The sequence below is a fragment of the Prosthecobacter vanneervenii genome, from assembly GCF_014203095.1.
Lineage (GTDB): Bacteria > Verrucomicrobiota > Verrucomicrobiia > Verrucomicrobiales > Verrucomicrobiaceae > Prosthecobacter > Prosthecobacter vanneervenii.
In genome coordinates this window covers 179758-199201 of the sequence record NZ_JACHIG010000003.1, presented here as the reverse complement: position 1 = coordinate 199201, position 19444 = coordinate 179758, and the positions used below count along the sequence as shown (strand labels likewise).

Genomic DNA, 19444 nt, shown 5'->3' with positions numbered 1-19444 from the left:
ATGTCCAGCGCAATTCCGCTATCTCAGGGCAGTCCCAGCAGACGGGATTGGGGGTCAGACAGACCACGGATGGGGCAAGATGAGACCTGTGGGACTGAAACCCGGGCTCGGTTTCCATCCCAGCAAAATCTTCCGCGCGGGTGTCTGCGGCCTTGCGGAAGGCCGCACAGGCTTCGGAGGCTGTTTCAAGAATGCAGTACATACGGGATGCAAAGATTATGGCTAAAAGATCGCAGCAGGCGGCGAAGCGTCATTCCCCGCAGATGCGGGGAGCTACGGCTGCGCGCAGAGCGGCTTTATCATTCGCAGAGTTGCTGCGCCTCTCGCACGCACCTGATTAGCTTTGCTGGCCAAGCTGCCGCTATATGACGTGCATTTGCCTTCGATCCCCTGGGTTTCGAAGGGGCGGTGGGAACCCGGTTTTGCCTAGGAAAGATGGCTGCCAAGGCTTGCTCTCACCCCGAAGCGCTGGATAGTCTTTTCCGAATGATTGCCCGCACCTACTCAGCCACCCTGCTCGGCGTTGATGCCGTCGAGGTGGAGATTGAATCATACGACGGGGGAGGAACTCCCAAGATGTTTATCGTCGGACTTCCGGATGCTTCAGTGAAGGAAAGCCGGGAACGGGTTGCGGCTGCGATCTCCTCATGTGGATTCATGATGAATGACGGTGTGACCACGGTGAACCTGGCGCCGGCAGACCTCAAAAAAGAAGGCACAGGGTTTGATCTGCCGATTGCGATCTCCCTCATCGCTCACCGGGCCAGAATCCCCATGGGAATTCTGGCCGAAACGGCCATGATCGGAGAACTGGCCCTCAATGGTGAACTTCGACCGGTGCGCGGCCTGCTGGCGGTGGCTCTGGAAGCGCGGAAAAAGGGTCGCAAACGCCTGCTGGTCCCTAAACGTGCCGCTGTGGAAGCCAGCGTTGTGGCTGGAATCGACATTGTAGGCGTTTCAAACTTGCGTGAGGCGGTGGAGTATCTCAAAGAGGATCTGGAAATCGCGCCAGAGCCATGTCGAGCGGCGGAATTGTTTGGAGCCGTCTCTCACTACGACATTGATTTTAATGATGTTAAGGGCCAGTCCGACGCGGCGAGAGCCATCGAGATCGCCGTCAGCGGCGGGCACGGTCTGCTTATGATCGGTCCACCAGGTACGGGAAAATCGATGATCGCCAAGCGTATTCCCACGATCATGCCCAGCATGAGCGAGGAGGAGGCTATCGAGATCACGAAAATTCATAGTGCTGCGGGATTGCTCTCAGAGGCGAGCGCCTTTGTAGCCACACGGCCTTTTCGTTCTCCTCATCACACAATTAGCGACGCAGGCCTGCTCGGAGGGGGGACCAATCCCGGGCCGGGGGAAGTCTCTCTGGCTCACAATGGCGTGTTGTTTCTGGATGAGCTGCCCGAATTCCGCCGCAGCACTTTGGAAGTCATGCGTCAGCCTCTCGAAGACGGCAAGGTCACCATCTCACGCGCCGCAGGCAGCGTTACTTTTCCTGCCAAATTCATGCTCGTGGCGGCCATGAATCCATGTCCGTGCGGCTACTACGGAGATTTGAAGCGGGAGTGCCGCTGCGGCTCTGTGGTGATTCAGAGGTACCGCCAGCGCATCAGCGGTCCCTTGTTGGATCGTATCGATCTCCATGTGGAAGTGCCTTTGGTGGATTACAGGGCACTGGCTTCCGGCGAGGGAGGTGAGGCATCTCAAAAAATCCGCAAAAGGGTGGAAACTGCGCGTGCCTTGCAGCAGGAGCGCTATGCCAGGCAAGCCGGTGTCCATGCCAACAGCAGCATGACACCACGGCTCATCAAAAAGCACTGTGAGCTGGATGCTGAGGGCTCGGGCTGTCTTGAGCATGCCATGAGCGAGATGAACTTCAGCGCACGCGCGCATGACCGTATTCTCAAAGTGGCGCGCACTCTGGCTGATCTGGCCGGGAACGATAAAATAACGGCGGATAATGTGCTCGAAGCCATCAGTTATCGAACGTTGGATCGAAGGCTGTGGGCGTAAAAGCTGCCACTCATGGGTCTATCCTTTGGTGCAAGACAACGCCAGTTCGTGACAAAGCACCGCAAGAAGCCTGCTCGCATCTCATGTAATTGGGATTTGAACCCCTCAGCCTCTCCAGCCCATTATGATTCGCTCTCTCCTCGCTCTCGCAGTTTTCAGCCTGCTGCCACTGGCGGCTTCTGCGCATTCCCTCTGGATCGAGGAGCTTCCTGATCAAGCTGGTCTTGGCGTGCGATTCGCGGAATGGGGAGACGAATACGAGACTTCTCCCGGCCATCTCGATTCCTTTGTGCAGGTTTCTGGCTGGACGATGGACGACAAGAGGCAGTCTCAGGTTTTTGACGTGGTCAAAAAGAAGGATCACTTCTTTCTGGGCAAGGTAGATGGATCCAGGCCTGTCTTTGCGCAGGCCCAGTTTACTGTACGCAAACTACATGAGGACAAGCCCGCGCGTGCCCCCATCTTTTACTGCCGCTGGCAGCCTGATGGCACCGGTGCTGGCACCCCTGCGATGACGATGGACATCGTCCCCACCGGCAAGCCTGGCGAGGCGCGGGTTTACTTCCGTGGCAAGCCCCTCGGCGGCGTGGAACTGCTGTTCTTTTCCCCCAAAGTCAGCGAGCAGAAACTCCATGCCGATGCCGAGGGCTATGTGCGTGCGCCGGACATCTCCAAACCAGGCCAGTACCTCCTTGCAATCGCCCGTTATTCGGAGGAACTCCCAGGCTTTTTCAATGGAGTCGCCTATGGAATGACCAGCCACAGCGCCTCGCTGTATTGGACAGTGAAATAGGGGGGGGCTATTGGCTGCTGCCCAGACGGCGCACCCATTGAGAAGGTGGAACGCCCTTTTCCTCGGCAAAGGCCCGGCTGAAGTGTGAGAAGCTCTGGTAGCCCACCTCCAGAGCTGCTTCAGAGACGTTGCATTTGCCACTGGCAATGAGGGACGCCGCATGCTCGATCCGGATGCGGCGCAGCCATTGCGAGAGCGTGACACCTTCTATCTGTGTGAAGGTGCGGCTCAGGTAGCTCGGATTGCAGCCGACGGCTGCGGCCAGTTCATCCAGGGAAGGGGGGGCATCAATCTGCGAGAGCACCTGGTCTTTCACACGCTGCACCCGGTCCTTGGCCACCCGCAGCGTGCGGCTCACGGCAGTGACTTTCTCGGGGGCGGTGTCGTGGCGGAAGATGGAATGAATGAAGAACTCCGTGAGACGGGCGGATTCCAGCAGATGCCTGGCCTGAGAGCATAGGTGCGGTGGCATGGCTCCTCGTGCCCAGCCCTCATCCGCATCTGTCAGCGGCACGAGCAACAGGCTGCGAGTGGAGCTGGAGATCAGTGGCTGAAAGGCTTCACCTGCCTGTGAGGTTACGCCGCTCAGGGTCTGCTGCAGCCAGGCATCTGGAAAGACGAGTGTGAGGCATTCATGTCTGCTGCGGCTGGCCAGACGGCGGGCGATCGGCAGTTCATCGGGATGGGCACGCAACCAGCAGATGGTTCGTGGTGAAATGATTGTGATGTCCCCGTTCGACCATCGAAGTTCGGCCTCACCCCGAAAATTGAGATGCGCCACCAGTGCTTCTGCTGTCGTGGCACCCGGCCAGTCTGCCTCGAGACGCTCAGGGGCAGTGACCCAGGTGCAGTAGGGAGGTTCTGGAACGGTAGGTGGCATTTATTGGTAATGCAACTCAATCTCAATATATCTCTGGATTTGTGAGCTGTCAGGCTAGTTTTTGCTGATGTCTGCTTTGAGTGCGAGCTTCGCAGCCAGCTCAGGACTTTTTAGCTGCAGGAGCTGGCTCTTCAGGCAGAGCTGCAGACCCTATTGGCGGCACGGAGATGACTTCTGGCGCAGCTTTGACGCCGTCACCGCTTTCGCCGCCGATGGCGATGAGCTTGCCAGCGCCTCCGCTCAGCAGTCGATGGAAGTACCGTGGGTGGGCAAGTTTGGCCACTGCCACCCAGGAATCTCCCCGTAGTTCGAGCAGCCGTCCAGTGACGCCACTGGCAAATAACCGACCCTCATGCGCCACGGCGGCAAATCCAAAACCACCGATTTTTCCTGCTGGCAGTGACGGGCCTTCACTCCATTGGCCAGTTTTCGTGTCGAGCACCGAGACGGCGCTGGTGGTCTCATTTTCGTCCGTCATGCCGCCTATGGCATAGATCTTGGTCCCAAGGGCCTGGACAGCGAGAGCGCGGCGTTTAAAAGGCTGTGGATGGCTTTCCCAAGTCGCCTCAGGCTTGGTCAGATCCAGCGTCAGATACGTGTCATGCCACACGGAGTCCGAATCCCCTTCCATCCGCCAGCCACCGATGACGTAAAGCACATTGCTGCACACAATGCTGTCATGGCTGGAGCGCCGTTGCGGGAGTTTGGGCAGGGGCACCCAGTGTTTGCTTTCGGTGTCATAGCGCGCCGCAGTTTCGCTCGACCACAGGTCCTGCTTCTCCCCCTTCGCATTCCGCGCCGCCATGCCGCCGATGCGGATCACACCATCTTTGGCTGCCACCAGGGATGCTCCTTGCGCAGGTTCGTCTTTTGCCAATGCCTCCCATTGGGGAGCGCCAGGTTTCCAGCGAAACAGATCTCCATGCACTTCATCGCGGTTGTATTTGTGGCGCCTGCCGCTGTGACCACCGTAGAAATACAAAGACCCATCTGGCATGCCTGCGGCACCAAAGCTTGCGACAGGCAGAGGCAGCTCCGGAGGCGGTTCGTTCTTCGCCAGCGCAGAGGTGAAGGCAAGCAGCAGGGGGATAAGTGAGAGGGCTTTCATGCAGGCATCTGCGATACAGCGGCTACGCCTCGCTGCTTGCGTTGGATTGTAAAAGACTGGCGTTGATATGACATGCACACAGTAGAATCAAAACAGGAAACAAATGGACAAAAACAGCTCCAAGCCGCTTTTTGCTCACGTCCGGCTTGTGAGAGGGGGCTAGAGATGGTGCAATTTTGGCCAACATTCATGAAAACGATGCTATTCGTCTTTTTCCTGCTGGCAGGAGTTCTATCGGCCCAAACCAAGCAGGATGTTCAGCAGGCCATCACCCGGGGACTCGGTTTTCTTAAATCGCGTCAGGACGCCCAAAGCGGGCATTGGGTGATGACGGAAGACCCGGCGCTGAGTGCACTGGTGCTGTCTGCTTTGATCCAAAATCCTGCTGGCGCAGGTGCGTCCGAAGAGTTGCAGAAGGGCTATACGTTCCTCCTCAAGAATGTCCAGCCGGACGGCGGTATCTACACCAAGGCGCGGGCCAACTACAACACCGCCATCTGCCTCATGGCCTTGGTGCTGCGTGCCCGTCCGGAGGATGAGGAGGTCATCCGTCGTGCTAGCCGCTATGTGGCGCATCAGCAGAATGACGCTGACACCCTCGGCAAGGCAGACAATCCTTTTGACGGTGGCATAGGCTACGGCGGAGGGCAGGGAGGAGCACATGCTGACCTATCCAATACCTCCTTCGCACTGGAGGCCTTGTATTACTCAAAAAAGCTTTTTCAAGACACCAGTAAGCCAATAGAAAAACAGGACGACCTCAACTGGGATGCCGCCATCCAGTTCGTCTCACGCTGCCAGAACCGTAAAGAATCCAATGACCAGCCTTGGGCAGGCGCTGACAAAAATAACACAGGGGCTTTTGGCTACACTCCAGTGCGCAGGCTCCACGTGCTGGCAAAAAAGACGGAGGTCCCATTCCAATGCGTTACTATGGCAGCATCAGCTACGCAGGCATGCTCAGCTTCATTTACGCCGGCCTTACGCCGGAAGACCCGCGAATGAAAGCAGCGCTCGAATGGCTCGGAAACAATTACACAGTGGATGAAAACCCCGGCATGGGCGCGGAGGGGCTGTTTTACTATTACCACACCATGGCCAAGGCTCTGGCCACTGCGGGTATCGACCAGCTGAAAACAAAATCAGGTGCTGTAAATTGGACGGCGGAGCTCTCACATAAACTCATCATTCTGCAGAACAGTGACGGCTCCTGGGCCAACACCGTCTCCGGCCGCTGGATGGAAAGCGATCCTGTGCTCGTCACCGCCTACACGGTGCTGGCGCTGGAGCAGGTGTATCGGGCCATGAAGTGAAGCTACGTCTTCAGTTTACGCCGCCGCGTTAAAGTCATGTCAAACCCGCAGGCGTTTTGCGCCAGCTTGCGAATTCATGGTGGTGAGTTGATCCAGCGCGTCATTGAACGCAAACGAGCGCCATTCCTGGTCATTCCAGCCAAAGCGCGGCGGACTTCCGCTGAGCTAGGGCGGAGGTCTCATGAAATCACCTCCTGCGTTATTGCACACACTCTCGCTGTTCATGCTTACCTGCGGCCTGCCTTCGACGGCCCAGGAACAAGCCCGGCCCACAAAAGACATCCAAAAATCGGCGAAAAAAGAAGCCGAAATACAAAATGCCGCGGGAGGTCCAGTGCTGCCGGAAATCGTGGTTGTTGCGTCGCGCAGTGCCCAGCCAGGTGCCGATGTTCCTGCCTCGACCACGGTGCTCAATCAGGACGCCAGCGTCTTTTCACTGGCCACCGGCATGCGTGATTATGCACGTTACGAGCCTGGCGTGAGCGTGCCCTACGGCGTGGGTGGCTCGGGACCGGCCGCCAATTCGCGCCCCGGCACCTCTAGCATCAACATCCGTGGACTGGATGGCAATCGAGTGCTCATGACGATGGATGGCATTCGTCAGCCCGATCAGTTCACTTTCGGCGGCGCCTATAACATCGGACGAGACTACATAGATGTGGATTCTCTCAAGCAGGTGGAGGTTCTCAAAAACGCCGCCTCCTCCCTCTACGGCAGCGACGCGCTTGCCGGCGTGGTTTCTTTCACCACCATCGACCCCGAGGATCTGCTCGCGCAATCTCCCTCCGGCAGAAACTCCGTGGCACGTTTGACCACGCGCTACGACAGCACGGATGACAGCTGGGGACACACCCTCAGCATGGCGCAGCATGCTGGCAATGTGGACTTTCTCCTCCATTGCACACGGCGTGATGGACACGAGGTGGATAATCGCGGCTCCATTGAGCCGGATCATGCCAATTACAACGTGAACAACTGGCTCTCCAAGGTGGTGTGGAGGCCTTCAGCGCGAGATCGTTTTGAACTGACGGGCGAATATCTGGAGCGATCCAGCGACAACGATCTCCTCAGCGCACGCCGCGTGGTTGTGGCCGCCCCTGGCGTGAACTACAATGTAAAATCCTTGTTGCTCAACGACGATCTGCACCGCATGCGCTTCAGCCTTGAACACAAATATGATGCTGCAGGGCTCGGCTGGATTTTCGATCATCTGACATGGAGTGCCTATTACCAGGTTGCCGAAACACCCGAGCATCAGGTCGAGGATCGTGACCGAATTACCCCCTCCTATCAGGATCGTCTGCGAATACGCGACTATAGGTGCCGTCAGGATCACATTGGGGCAAACTTCGACTTCACGAAGGCATTCAAAACGGGAGATCTGAATCACACGCTGGCCTACGGCTCCCAAATGGTCACATCTTTCTCCAGTCGTGTTCGTGATGCCACGGAGTACAACTTAACAACTGGCACTCAGACAAAAATCATCACTCCAGACACCTATCCTCTGAAGGACATGCCAGATACGCGCACCTCGCGCGTGGGTCTTTACATCCAGGATGAAATCAGCTGGGGCCAAAACCAGCGCCATCATCTGACACCGGGAGTGCGCGCTGAATACTACCATGTGGAGACGAATTCAGATCCGCTCTATCTGAGCGCCAGCGCCGGTCGGACTGCACAAGATTTTAACCAGTTCGCCATTGCCCCCAAACTTGCCTACCTTTTCAAAATCGATGAGGAGCACAGCGCCTACTTCCAGTATGCGAACGGCTTCCGCAACCCAAGCGGTGAAGAGCTGAACGCGACTATCACAAACACAGCGTTTGGCTACCAGACCGTGCCGAATCCAAATCTGAAGAAGGAAGCCAGCAACAGCTTCGAAATCGGAGTTCGCCGCAAAGGAAAGTCCTCTTCATGGAACCTGGCTGGCTATTACAACCACTACGAAAACTTCATCAACAGCTTCATGCAGGTTGGGGGAACTGGCGCTCCTGGCGATCCCATCATCTATCAGAGCACCAACCTTTCTTCGGCGGAAATCTATGGTCTCGAGTTTAAAGGTGACTCGACGCTCGGCTTCATTCATGAGTCGCTGGGAAACTTCGGCATCTTCACCAACGCCGCTTGCAGCCAGGGCTGGGACGGGCAGAACAAGCAGCCACTTGCCAGCGTTGACCCCTTCAAGCTCGTCACCGGTCTGCGTTATCGCCGGGAGACCTGGCAGATGGAGCTGATCTCGACCTACTATGGCCGCAAAGGCTCCACCTTCTCCTCCCCCGGCGGTATCAACCAGTTCAAAACGCCGAGCGCCCTCACGCTCGACTTAGTTGCCCGCTGGCAGCTTTCCAAAAATATCACTCTCTCTGCCGGCATCTACAACCTCACCAACCAGAAGTACTGGCTGTATCAAAATGTGCGTGGCGTGGATGCAGCAAATCCGCAGCTCGACCGCTACACCCAGCCTGGCATCAATGGGCGGGTGGCATTGACGGTGGTTTTCTAACGCCATCCTTGGGGCCGGTATGCGGATCGTGTGCCGGGGCGTTCAGACAGGCGGGCGGAGCGAGTGGTGTCGCTTCGTCCGCTTCTTTTGTGTGCGCTTTTCAGTTGGCCTTGATGCTTCAGATAGAGAAAGAAGGGGGTGAAGATCAGGTTTGCACTTCCGTATTTTGCATCCATGATCCCGTGTCTGATGAACCTCAAACCTGCCAGCCGAATTGCGATTCGTGCCGTTGTAAAAACGGTACGCGCCCTTTGGCATGCCTAACACCACGGTTTGAGGAACCCGCGCAGAAAGCGCTCATCATCACGAGACAGAAAAATCAGACATGATGCCAGAGGTCGCCCTCAAACCGGCACCTCCATGAGCACCCCTCACATTAAACTCCAGCTCGATCCAAGGCGCGGCGCAAAGGCCATGCTGCTCTCTCTCGCCTGCTTTTCCGGCAATGCCCTGCTGCTGAAGGATCTGGCCTCGCATCGCAATGTGGATCCATGGATGTCGATGACGTTTCGCGCCGCTATCGGCCTGGCCTTGACCATCATTCTCTTTGCACCCGCAGGCACCTTGAACCTGCGCCGTTCATTTCAGAGCTGGCTGCTGGCATCGCGTGGCGTGCTTGGCGCTCTGGGCACGGCAGCCTACTACACCACCATCGGGCCGCTGGGTGCTGGCAAGGCCACGCTCATTGGCAACACCTGGACCATCTTTGCCGCCATCATGGCCGCCTTCGTTCTGCATGAGCGGCTGGGGGTGGTGAAGCTCTTTGGCATCTTGCTGGCGCTTTCCGGCTTGAGCCTGCTGACGGGGCTGGCTCCGGGCACCATCGCTCACTTTGGCCATCACGAGATGGTCGCTCTCATCGGTGCGGTGCTTGCCGCCACTGTGGTGGTGGTCATCCGCCAGCTCACGCGCACAGAGACAAGCGCCACGATTTTTTCATCCCAGTGCATCTACGCCCTGCTTCTCTCCCTGCCGCTGGCCATGGCACATTTTGATACACTGAGCCTGATGGATGTGCTGCTGCTGACTACGGCAGCTCTGTGCGCCAGCTTTGGCCAGCTGGCGATGACGGAAGGCTTCCGCTTCCTTTCCGTGGCCGCTGGAGGCGCTTTCCAGATGACAGTACCGCTGGTCATCTCGCTTTCCAGCATCGCCCTTTTTGCCGAGCCGTTTACCATGGCCCAGGCGATGGGTGGTGTGCTGGTTCTTTGGGGCAGCTATCACACCGTGGTCGGCGGCTTCAGCCGGAAACCCGCAGGCGCCTGAACTAGAATGCGAATCCTACCGTGATGTGAAGGAAGCCGCTCTGCTCGCCGGTCCGTTTGTTTGGGTTGTGCCCGTAGTCGATGCGGATCGGACCAAACGGCAGCTTGTAGCGCAGGCCGGCACCGATGGCCTCGCGAAAGTCCGATGAGTAAGAGAGAGCCGATGAGTTGTTGCCCTGTCCAAGGCTGCCGATGTCACCAAAGAAGGCCAGCTCGAGATTCGGAATGATCTCATAGGAAAACTCGGCGCTGGCAAACAGCGCCGAGGTCCCTCCCAGCGGTGTGCCTCCCGGGGTCACCGGGCCCAGCCTGCGCATGCCAAAGGAGCGTACACTGTAGGGGCCTCCGTTGAACACACGGCTGTCGATGGGTATCTTGTCCGCGGTGGCACCCTGGATGGTGTTCAGCTCAGCCCCGGTGGCGAAGCGGAACTTTTTGGTGATCGGAATATACCACCCGCCTCGGAGGTCTGAACGTATAAAGCTAAGGCCTGAGCCCAAGGTGTCTGTGGAGCTTTCGATTCGGCCGGACACATACCACCCCTTTCTGGTCAGCACTGGACTGTCGCGGCGGTCGTACATCACGCTCGCGCCCAGATTCATTAGCGAATAGTTCGTCGGGCCGGTCTGGCTTCGTGTCAGCACATCGGAGGTCACGGTATTTGCCGTTGTGCTGATGAAAACGGAATAACTCAGCGAGTGGTTTACCCGGCGTGCCACGTCCAGGCTCAGAGTGGTGCCGAGACGGTTGTACTCAAAGCGGTTGAACTGCTCCAGCGCCCAGCGTGTTGTGGCCGAGTGCTGAGTGTTAAACACCGCCGGATTCGTGTGACTCACAAAGCCCACCGGCCCAGCCATGCTGTAGCTAAGTTCTGCCGCCAGCGTGTTGCCTGAGTCACGCCAGTTTGTGTTTTTATAGGTCACGCCCATCTGCGCGCCAAGGAAAGTGTCAAAGCCGGGCTCAAAACCGATGGTGACTGGTTTCGATTCCTCGCCAGTGATGCGCAGATTGCCTGCTGCCAGGCTGCCATTGTCTGGCAGCACCTTGGTGTCCAGCAGGGAGAACATGCCGGTGTCCAGCGCACGCTTGAAAAAGAAGTCCGCCTCCTCGGCCTCGTACAGCTGGCCTTTGAGCGGTTTAAACTTGGCCAGCAATACGCGCTTGGCCCCACGGCTGAAAGCCTCATGTGCTGTGATGCTGGTGATGCGCACCCGCTCCCCGGCCTGTACACGAAACACCACATCCACCGTGCCCCCGCCTTTTCCCAGTTTGTAGTCGGCGGTGGTGGAAGCATGCAGCCAGCCATGCTCGGCGCAGATGGAGTCCAGCCGCTGCTGGATCTGCTGCACGCGGGCTTCATTGAATGGCGTGCCTCGTGCCTCGGTCATCTCCGCCTGCATCCGTTTGTCCAGTTCCGGAGGCGATCCCGTGATGGAGGCCTGGCCGAAGATGAACTTGGGCCCTGGCTTGACTTCCAGTGACAGATCCCGCCGCATGTCCGGGCCCGCCGTCGGTGCAGGCAGCAGCACTGTCTCTGCATTCAGAAAGCCCTCGGCGCGCAGGCGCCTCTGCACCAGCCCAGCTCCCTGCTGCAGGTCCGCCTCCACCCACTGGGGCAGCTTTTTGTCCACGTCTTCGCGCTCCAGCGTGGGCTTGAGCAGGTATTTTTTCAGCTCGTCTTCAGGCAGAGGCAGCTCGCCTTTCAGCGTCACTGTGCCCACGCGTACGGCGTGGCCCGGCTTCACCGTCAGCTCGATTCCATCCTTGGCCATCTTCCAGGCCACCTCCGCTTCGGGCCATCCCTCGCGGATGAAATGCTGGCGCACAAAAAACGCCAGGTCATCCGCCAGCGGTGCACCCGCCGGGCCTGTGCCGTTGAGGGTCAGCTGGTCCATCAGCATGGCGCGTAGCGGGTCCCACTGCGCCTCCTCCACTCCCTGCACATGAACGGTGGTCTGGCCAAAATGAACCTCATGCGCCTGTGCCGCCGCCAGCAGGCAGGTGCATGCCAGCAGGCAGCAGAGCCGGCGGTGTTTTTTCAGCAGATGGGTGGCGGTCAGTTTCATCGTTGCGTGTCTTCATCCACCGCTCTCGCGGCCTTGCCAAAGCGCAGCACATAACCGAGCAGCCCCTTCATACGGCCTGACTGCGAGAAGCGGCCGATGAACCGGAACTTGGGCGTGATCTCATACATGGCCTGCATGCTGTCGCCCGCACGGTCTGCGCCCGAGGGGTTGAAGGTGGTATGCAGGCGCGGCGGCTCGGAGCTCACGGTTTTCTTCTTGTGGAAAATTTTCCGGTAGGTCTCTGCGATCACGAGGAAGGCCGCACGTGTCATGGCTTCGCTGGCCATCTGCGCGTTGTCGCCTCCCAGCGTCATGCCCGTGCCCAGCAGCGTCACGATGTCCGCTTCGGACAGCGGCGGAGTGCTGGTGAACCTCGTCTTGGGATTGGCCGTGTCTCCATAGACGTAGAGGGTGATGTCGTTGCTGTCGATGCGCGACTCGCCGCGCACATCCAGCTTCGGCGTGAAGGGCTGTTCCGGATTCATCGTCACCACACCTTTGGTGATCTTCAGCAGGCTGAAAGGCAGCTTCAGAACCATGCGATCCACGTTGGCAAATCCCGTCAGCTTTGGCGCTGCTCCGGTGCCGCCGAGGGCGATGTCCGCCGAGATCGCTCCGTTCACCAGATTGCCGGCTATCACCACGGGATCGCGCGTCTTCACCTTCAGATCAAAGGTCCAGTCCTTGAGCATGGGTGGGAGGGTCAGCTTTTGATCCACCCTGGAGGTGGATGGTGGTGGTGGTGGCAGCTTTTCGCCCTGCTGGATCATGCCAGTCACGTTCGGCAGCAGATTCACTTCTTGGAAAATTCGGCCGCGCACCGCCTCCACAGTGCCGCTGACACGGGCCGCCTTGAGACTGCCCACGCAGGAGATGTCTGCATTCGCACGCACGCTGGAGGTGGGATTGCGCATTACCAGCGCCTCACGGGCCTCCACCTTCAGGTCAAAGCGAGGGTCCTGTGTGTTCGCCGCGTCCAGCATGCCGGCCAGCTTCACCTTGCCTCCTGCCAGCATGACGGAGATGTCATCCAGCGTGGCTTTGCGGTCATGGGTGTGCAGTTTCACGCGCAGGTCATGCACGCTGGGCATGTCCGCGCTGACAAAGTCGATTTCAGGCGCGTTCAGATCGAGCGCGGAATCGATCAGCGGAGCTTTCACTGTGCCGCCCACGCTTGCGTGCAGTTTCAGCTTGGCGGGGATGGCCTTGATCATGTCGGGTGCAAACTCGCGCACAAAATTCAGATCGCTCTCCGGCAGATCCAGCGTGGCCTGCAAAGGCAGATTTGAAGTGCTGTCTGGCTGTTTCATCAGCTTGGTCAGCACCACTGGTACAGTGGCCTTTAATGTCAGCGGCTGCAGCGGTGCCTGCACCACCTTCACATCGAGCGCCAGCTGATCCGCTTTCAACGTGGTCAGCACATCGACGGCGGCCGGTTGAAATGACTTGGGAAGTCCCGGGGCTTTCAAATCCTTCAGCCCCACTTTCACAGAGGCATCCATCGTATCCAGCCTGCCGCCCACCTTCACATCCACGTTCAGCAGTCCGGGTGGCACGCTCTTTATGCCTGCCGCCGCCGCGATTTCATGGATGGGCAGCTCCTTCGCATTCAGCATCACATTCACGGGGCGGCCATCAGCTACGTCGGTCTTCATCACATCAAATGGAGCCTGCGCATGGCAGCTCATCAGCTGGCGGTCCTTCTGCCAGAAGCTCAGCTCGCTGAGGTTGGCGTCCTTGTCTGTCACCGCACCTTTGGCCAGCAATTTCCACGGGCCCAGCACCGCCTGCAGTGTCTCGATCTGGGCTGTGGTGCCGGCAAAGGTGGTCTTGAGATTCACATCCGCAGCCTCCGGCATGCCGGCTGCCTTGACCTTTTCCGCCTGCATCTCGACGCGGCCCTCACCACGCCACGGGCTGGCGTCACCGCCGACATTCAGTTTCACCGCAAGTCCGCCCGATTCCATCGCCGGTGCTTTGAAGGATGTGAGCAGCGTGTTCAGGCTGGTGAGCTGGGGAAGCGAGACGTCTCCATTGAGTTCAAAGCTCCAGGGGGCCTTCAGCTTCGCTCTGCCAGTCAGCTCAATGTGATTCTTCTCATCCACCACGATGCGGCATGGCTGGATCACGGCCTCGCCTTGGGCGGCATTCATTTTCATTTCGATCAAGGGCAGGGGAACATCGCCGTAGCGTCCGTCCCTCACACTCAGATCGATGTTGGCGCTCAGCTTCATCAGATCATTTACCTTGAGGGTCGCCTTGCCTGAGGTGGCGATCTTTGCCGAGACCGGTTTATCCTGCGGTGGCAGGCCCACGGTTTGCATAAGCGCGACCGGATCGTCGATCTGGATCTGCCAGTCTGCATTCACGGGCATGGCGTCATCCATGGTCATCGTCGCGTTCACGTCCACTCGGTTCCCGGTACCCAGCATCAGTGCAGGCACGCTCACCTTCGCTTCTTTGCCGTCCATGCTCACCACCACGCCTAGCTTCGGCAGCTTGTAGGTCTCAAAGCCCAGCTCTGATCCGTTCACCTGTGCCGCCACCTTGGTGGGAGTGGCGCCTATACCGCTGGCATCCGCTGTCAGTTCGATCAAACCACGTGCGGGTGGCGGCTTCGCCAGCATCTGGGTCACATCGGCGATTTTCACCTTCGCCTTGGCCGTCCATGGGGACTTCATCGCATCAGCCGCCAGCTTCGCCTCTAGCTCCGCCGTCACTTCATTCACGCCGCGCAGCACCTTCAGCTCCTGCACTCGGGCCACACCATCCTTGACCGTCAGCGTCGTCGTGACCGAGTCCAGCATGGCACCTGCCGCTCGCACATCGGGAATGCTGACCTTGCCATCCACCGCCAGCGTCATTGGCTTCAGTGGATCTCCCTCGGCATGCAAATCTACGCTCACCGGGCCAAAGGAGATTCCCTCTGGCAGCTTCAGTGCCTGCAGCTCGCTCGATGCCAGTCCGCTCACTTTCACATCCGCCTTGGTCTGCATCGCGCCGCCGAAAATGCCACGCGCCATGGCCTCGATGGCCACGGCTGCCTTGCCCATGGAGGCGTCCAGTTTCACATTTGCAGCGTCTTTTTTCCACTCGCTCAGATTCACGGCCAGCGATTTGAGTCTGGCTCCATAGGGCAGATCCAGTCCCGAAATGGCCAGCGTGCGCTCCCCCCACTGCACCTGCGCTTTGACATTGGCCACCCGTACATCACCGGGCTGTACCTTGAACTCCGCCAGTTCAAAAATCCCCGGCATGCCTGCTCCGATGCGCAGGGTCAGGCCTTTGACCGTGATCTTGCTGCCATCTGCCAGTGTCACTTCGGCATTGATGTTCTGGATGTCGATGACCTTGGGCCATACCAGAGGCGGTGGTTTGTTAGACTTGGGCGTTGGTGGCGGCTCTGGCTTGGCCTCAGTCTTGGGCAGTTTACGCAGGTCCAGCACCACATCGGCGTCTTTCAGCACCACCCGCCTGACGATGTCGATGCTGCCCGTCTGCGCCAGAGTCCATGTGTCGTAAGCCGCGGAGATTTCGCCGATTTGCGCTCGTTCCACCAGCGAGCCGCTGGCCACTATGTCTTTGAAGTCTAGATCCTCCAGTATCGAGCCGCCCACCTGCCACTTGAGCTTGATCCCCGCCATCTCGGCCCCCTTGGTGCCTCCATAGCGGATGCCCCAGCGCAGCAGCGGCGCATGGAAGATCACAGCCAGCACCACCAGAGCGATGCCGGCCAGCAGCAGTCGCTTGATCCATCTCCACCAGGGGCGGGGCTTTCGGGGGGCGTCAGAGGGCACGCTCATTGGATGCCCCAGATTGCAGCAAGTTCAATGCTAGCTGAGAAATCCTTTTGCCCCGCGCCTCACTTATTTGGCCAGGTCCTCCGCAGTCCAGGGCGTGGCGCGTTCCTGAATGGCTGCGCGGATGGTTTTCACCTGCTCGGGCGTGATAGCGGGGGACTTGTTGTCAAAATTGGCCCGCACGTAGCTCAGAACATCTGCCACCTGCTGGTCATTCAGGCCCATGGGTGGCATGGGCAGGGGGGCCACCTGCTTGAAATCCTGCCCGTTCACGCGGATCGGGCCGCTGAGTCCGTGGGTCAGCATTTTGATCAGGCGGTCAGGGGCGCCAGCCACCCAGTCGCTGCCTGCGATGGACGGATACACACCCGGCAGCCCCTTGCCCTCGGGCTGGTGGCAGTTCAGGCAGAGCGCATCATACACCAGTTTGCCCGGATGATCGACGGCAGTCGCCGCGCTGGCGATCTGCTTCACATATTCGGCGTGCTTGGCATTGCCGCCAAAGGAGAGCTTGGCCAAGACCGGTACAAACTGAGGCTTGAGGCTCTTCACCACCTGCTTCAGTGCATAGTTGAGGAATTTGTCCATGGGCTGGTCGAGTGCCTGCACCGCCACCTCCACCGTCTCGGGCTGGGCCACATGGGCGCAGGCCACCACGGCCTCCAGGCGCACACGTGGATGTTCGTCCCGCACGGCCTGGCTCAGCAGATCCAGCGATCTTGCGGACCGTGCGCCGCAGGCACGCACACGGGCGTCCTTGGCCTTGAGCAGGCGCTTCACCAGCTCCGCATTGGGCGACTCGTGGGATTCATACACACCACAGACTTCCATCAGCAGGTGCTCGTCCTCGTTTTTGGAGATGAACTCATCCGCCGCTTTCAGGACGGCAGCCGTCGGGGCGTCAAACAGCAGGCGCTTGGCTTGGTAGCGTGTCCAGCGTTCGGGGGACTTCAGCTGCTCCAGCAGCTCTGCGGGCTTCATGCCGGCCAGCTTGGGCTGCTTCACAGGCGCGTGGCCTTTGGCGGTGATACGCCAGATGCGTCCATGTTTGCGGTCGCGGCGTGGGTCGGCGTAGCTGGCCTGGTAGTGGCCGATCACAGGATTAAACCAGTCACACAGATACATCGCGCCATCAGGGCCCACGCTCACATCCACCGGGCGGAATGAGGCATCGCTGGATTTCACCAGCTTGGGCAGTTGCATGCTCTTGAAACCGGAGCCGTCATCCGAGAGGCGATGCAGCTCCACCACATTGCCAAAGTAGCCGCCGATCAGCGCACAGCCCTGGATTTCGTCCGGCAGCGCCTTGGTGCCGATGAATTCCAGGCTGTTGGTCTTGGGGCTGGTGTCAAACAGCGCGCCCGTGGGATGATACTCATCCGGATCAGGCAGGGACACCAGGCCGGGCACGCTGTAGTACCCCACCGGGCGGTCGCCGCTTTTGTGGAAGATCTGCAGGTAATCATCAAAGGCCACTCCCCAGCAGTTGTGTCCAGCTTTGCCGCCATTGAAATAGGCGTCCATTTTCTGGGTGCGAGGGTTCAGCTTCCACACGCCTGCTTTTTCCAGTCGTGCCAGCCCCCAGGCTGTTTCCACGCGGGAGAAGGCATGCAGGCCCTGCGTGAACCACAGAGCGCCATCGGGGCCGTGGCAGATGGAGTTCGCCAACTGGTGCGTGTCGCCAATGCCAAAGCCGGAGAAGAGCACAGTCTTTTTGTCTGCCTTGCCGTCGCCGTTCGTGTCCTTGAGATGGATAATCTGGTCAAAGTCACACACATAGACGCCGCCAGCGCCCGGCTCTACACCCTGCACCATCGTCAGGCCTTCGGCAAAGCGTGTGGACTTGTCCGCCTTGCCATCGCCATTGGTGTCCTCCAGCACGAGAATGAAGTCAGAGGGCTTGATGCCAGGCACAGTCTGAGGGTAGGTGGGAGAGCAGGCCACATACAGGCGGCCACGCTCGTCCCAGGAAAACTGCGTCGGCTTGGCCACGCCTTCAGTTTCCGAGGCAAAAAGATTCATCTCATACCCCTCTGCCACGGTGAATGTGGCCATCTGCTCCTCGGCGGTGAGCACCTTCTCCGTCACTACATTCGTCGCCGGTTTCGGCTCGTCCTTCACTTTGTCGCCCTTGGCCAGGGAGTGAATGCGCGCGTCCAGCTTGGCCACCAGCGGCTTGCGGGCTTCAAAGCTCTCCCTCAGCGAAGGAGCATCTTGTGCAGGTTTGCCAAACATCTGCGTCACACGGTCGCCATAGACAAAGGACCAGTTGGCCGGGCGCCAGCAGTCGAACCACAGGCGGTTCTTTTCCACGATCGCCGATTTCAGCCCGGCGAGTTCATCGGCATCGCTGGATGATGCACCGAGTTGTCGCGCGATCTCGTGAGCCACCACACGCAGGCCCCAGGCATTCAGATGCAGCCCGTCGTCAGTGATGCGTGCCTTCGCGGCAGGTATGGACAGTGGTGTAAAGAGATCCACAAAAACAGCGCCCCGTTGCTTGGCGATCTCGCGCACCGCCTCGGCATAGGCCTTCACATCCTCATTTCGCTTTGTCAGATCCGGCGCATGCGACGCCTCCGGCTTTTCAAACGGCATGGGAGACACCAGCACCAGGCGCGGCGTCTGGGCGGAAAACTGGTCCAGCAGCCGATGGTAGGCCGCCTTGAATTCCGACAGCCTCTTCACCCCGTCAAACGACTCCGTCTGGCCAAACTGCGCAATCACAATGCCCGCTCCAGCGGAGTCCAGCTGCGCTTTCCAGTCGCCAAAGTTCAGATCCCGCCACTGCTCATAGACCGTGTCACCCTCCCAGGCCATCGAGCGAAAACGCGGCTGCTTACTGGAATACGACGAGCTGAAAATCGCCTCAAACTCTCCCACCTTCTGCTCGCGCACCAGGTTCTCCTGACCCACCATCACGATCACCTCGTCCTTCTCCAGGGTAAATTTGCCATCCTTGAACGGGCCATGCTTGGCCACCGTCGCGCCAGGATTCCCAAAGCGGTTGAGCACATCTTTCTCTTCGGGCACCAGCGCATCCGGCAGCGCCTCAATCGTGATGTTGCGGAACGAGATCTGGGCCTTGCACTTGCCATGAATCTGCAGCGCGATCAGTCCCTTCAGGTCAATCCCTGGCTCACGCTCGGTGTAGTCCACCGTGCGCACCTTGTTCACAAACAACTGCACGCGCTGCTCCTCGGCGCGTATCTCATACGTATTCCACTCACCCGGCTTCTCCGCTTTCTCGATCAGCTCTTTGGCAGGCTGCATCAGCATCTTCTTCCGCCGGGATTCGTCGTACAGGCAGCCTGAGTAACCCGCCCCGATGTCCGCCTGGTAGCCGCTCATCTCATTGGGGGGCTGCGGGATTCGCACGCTGCGGAACTGCACGCCACCGTTCACAAAACCCTCGGTCCCTTCCAGCTTGTATTCCAGCCGCAGGATGAAATTCCGGTACACCTTCTTCGCGGTCAGAAACTCATTCTGCGGATTCCCCTCCAGCGAGCCGCCCACGATCACCCCGTCTTGCACCCGCCAGACCTTGGTCTTTTCTCCATCCCAGCCGTTGAGTGTCTTGCCATCAAACAGGGACACAGGCTCCGCAGAGGCGGAGGCCAGCAGTGAAACAAACGCAAGCAGGGGGAGGTGGCGCATAGTCGGAAAAAGTTCGGGCCGGATCAAACGCGGA

The 19444-nt window shown here is 59.0% G+C and carries 11 protein-coding genes; 6 read left to right on the top strand and 5 right to left on the bottom strand.

Annotated features, from left to right (window positions below; translation table 11 throughout):
* Window positions 1-486: 486 nt before the first annotated feature.
* Window positions 487-2022 carry a YifB family Mg chelatase-like AAA ATPase gene (locus tag HNQ65_RS08740; protein ID WP_184339141.1) on the top strand — a complete coding sequence of 512 codons (1536 nt, stop codon included), beginning with the start codon at window positions 487-489 and terminating at the stop codon, window positions 2020-2022.
* A 124-nt stretch (window positions 2023-2146) separates the two neighbouring features.
* A complete protein-coding gene (locus tag HNQ65_RS08735; RefSeq protein WP_184339140.1) occupies window positions 2147-2815 on the top strand; it encodes a hypothetical protein in 669 nt (222 codons plus the stop codon).
* A 7-nt stretch (window positions 2816-2822) separates the two neighbouring features.
* Here the strand turns inward: HNQ65_RS08735 and HNQ65_RS08730 are convergent, their stop codons facing one another.
* Window positions 2823-3695, bottom strand: a complete 873-nt coding sequence (locus HNQ65_RS08730) for a helix-turn-helix domain-containing protein (protein ID WP_184339139.1) — start codon at window positions 3693-3695, stop codon at window positions 2823-2825.
* 100 nt (window positions 3696-3795) lie between these two features.
* Window positions 3796-4803, bottom strand: a complete 1008-nt coding sequence (locus HNQ65_RS08725; RefSeq protein ID WP_184339138.1) for a Kelch repeat-containing protein — start codon at window positions 4801-4803, stop codon at window positions 3796-3798.
* 189 nt (window positions 4804-4992) lie between these two features.
* Between HNQ65_RS08725 and HNQ65_RS08720 the strand changes: the two genes are divergently transcribed.
* The 4 genes from HNQ65_RS08720 (at window position 4993) to HNQ65_RS08705 (ending at window position 9888) form a co-directional block, all read left to right on the top strand.
* Entirely contained in the window at window positions 4993-5808 is an 816-nt protein-coding gene (locus HNQ65_RS08720) for a prenyltransferase/squalene oxidase repeat-containing protein (RefSeq protein ID WP_221306088.1), read from the top strand.
* Complete coding sequence (locus tag HNQ65_RS08715) at window positions 5805-6116, top strand: hypothetical protein (protein ID WP_184339136.1); 312 nt, start codon at window positions 5805-5807, stop codon at window positions 6114-6116. The genes HNQ65_RS08720 and HNQ65_RS08715 overlap by 4 nt, the downstream gene beginning before the upstream one ends.
* 181 nt (window positions 6117-6297) lie before the next feature.
* Window positions 6298-8622, top strand: a complete 2325-nt coding sequence (locus HNQ65_RS08710) for a TonB-dependent hemoglobin/transferrin/lactoferrin family receptor (protein ID WP_184339135.1) — start codon at window positions 6298-6300, stop codon at window positions 8620-8622.
* A gap of 360 nt (window positions 8623-8982) precedes the next feature.
* Window positions 8983-9888: a DMT family transporter gene (locus tag HNQ65_RS08705; protein WP_184339134.1), complete on the top strand. Its 906-nt coding sequence runs from the start codon at window positions 8983-8985 to the stop codon at window positions 9886-9888.
* Between the two features lies 1 nt (window position 9889).
* Here HNQ65_RS08705 and HNQ65_RS08700 read toward each other — a convergent pair whose 3' ends face one another.
* The 3 genes from HNQ65_RS08700 to HNQ65_RS08690 form a co-directional block, all read right to left on the bottom strand.
* Window positions 9890-11953, bottom strand: a complete 2064-nt coding sequence (locus tag HNQ65_RS08700; protein WP_184339133.1) for a BamA/OMP85 family outer membrane protein — start codon at window positions 11951-11953, stop codon at window positions 9890-9892.
* Window positions 11950-15756, bottom strand: a complete 3807-nt coding sequence (locus HNQ65_RS08695) for a translocation/assembly module TamB domain-containing protein (protein ID WP_221306087.1) — start codon at window positions 15754-15756, stop codon at window positions 11950-11952. Before HNQ65_RS08695 ends, HNQ65_RS08700 begins: the two co-directional genes overlap by 4 nt.
* 63 nt (window positions 15757-15819) lie before the next feature.
* Entirely contained in the window at window positions 15820-19410 is a 3591-nt protein-coding gene (locus tag HNQ65_RS08690) for a PVC-type heme-binding CxxCH protein (protein WP_184339131.1), read from the bottom strand.
* Between the last annotated feature and the right edge of the window lie 34 nt (window positions 19411-19444).